This is a genomic window from Actinoplanes sp. NPDC051633, assembly GCF_040681735.1.
GTDB lineage: Bacteria > Actinomycetota > Actinomycetes > Mycobacteriales > Micromonosporaceae > Actinoplanes.
In genome coordinates this window covers 1-1,259 of sequence record NZ_JBFAZH010001682.1, presented here as the reverse complement: position 1 = coordinate 1,259, position 1,259 = coordinate 1, and the positions used below count along the sequence as shown (strand labels likewise).

Below are 1,259 nucleotides of genomic sequence, written 5' to 3'. Positions count from 1 at the left end.
GGTCTATTTCTATGGCAGTTACGAAATTACACCTCTGTACTAATTCAAGGGTTGGTCACCGTGGTCACCGGCACGATGTCCGGGGTCAGCCGGCCGGCGATCTCCGCCAGCAGGTCGTCGTCGCGGGCGCCGGCCCGGTCCACCTTGTTGACGAAGATCAGATACGGCAGCCGCAGCCGGTGCAGCGTCCGCGCCAGCACCCGCGTCTGCGCCTGCACCCCCTCGACCGCCGACACCACCAGCACGACGCCGTCGAGCACGCCGAGCACCCGCTCCACCTCGGCGATGAAATCCGGGTGGCCGGGCGTGTCGATCAGGTTGACGGTGACACCGCCGAGCGGGAACGACACCACCGCGGACCTGATGGTGATGCCGCGGCGGCGTTCCAGCTCGAGCGAGTCGGTGCGGGTGCTGCCGTCGTCGACGCTGCCGACCTCGTCGATCACACCGGCGGTGAACAGCAGCCGCTCGGTGAGACTGGTCTTACCGGCGTCGACGTGCGCGAGAATGCCGAGATTGAGCGTGGTCAAGCGTCATGTCCCTTGGATCGAAGGCGATTGCTCCCGGGGTGGACATGAACGCTGCTCGCACTGGCTTCTCCCTCTGCCGGACGTGACGCACTGGTTGATCGCTGCCGACGTTGCCCGTCCGGGCCGGCCGTGGCAACCGGATTTCGGCGACCAGAACCTCCTCGACCGGATCCTCCTCGACCGGCCCGGGACGGCGACGGTCAGCTCAGCGCGGCGGCGAACATGCCGGGCTCGTACGAGCCGCCCTTCTGGTGCACGACCACCGCGAGCCGGTTCGCCGCGTTGATCAGCGCCACCAGCGCAACCAGCGCGGCGATCTGATCGTCGTCGTAGTGCTTGCGCACCTGCGCCCAGGTCTCGTCGGACACGCCCTGGTGCGCGTCCGCGAGCCGGGTGCCCTCCTCGGCCAGCGCCAGGGCGGCCTGCTCGGCCTCGGTGAACACGGTGGACTCGCGCCACGCCGCGACCAGGTGCAGCCGGACCGCGGACTCACCCGCGGCGGCCGCCTCCTTCACGTGCATGTCGATGCACCAGCCGCAGCCGTTGATCTGGCTGGCCCGCAGCGAGACCAGCTCCTGGATGGGGTGCGGCAGCGTCGACTGATGGATGACCATGGCGGCGTTCGCGAACCGCTTGGCGAACCGGCCGGCCAGCTCGTTGCCGAACATGTCGAATCGGGGTTCCATGAAATTCGTCCTCACTGGTGGTGGTGGGCTGGACGACCACGAG

1 protein-coding gene and 1 pseudogene are annotated in these 1,259 nt (G+C 68.2%); both read right to left on the bottom strand.

All coding sequences use genetic code 11. The annotated features are described in order from the left end of the window. Positions 1–53 precede the first annotated feature (53 nt). A pseudogene (locus AB0M20_RS44295) lies at positions 54–530 on the bottom strand (GTP-binding protein); the annotation flags it as partial. A gap of 200 nt (positions 531–730) precedes the next feature. After that, positions 731–1,216: a carboxymuconolactone decarboxylase family protein gene (locus AB0M20_RS44290; RefSeq protein WP_364307568.1), complete on the bottom strand. Its 486-nt coding sequence runs from the start codon at positions 1,214–1,216 to the stop codon at positions 731–733. Positions 1,217–1,259 lie beyond the last annotated feature (43 nt).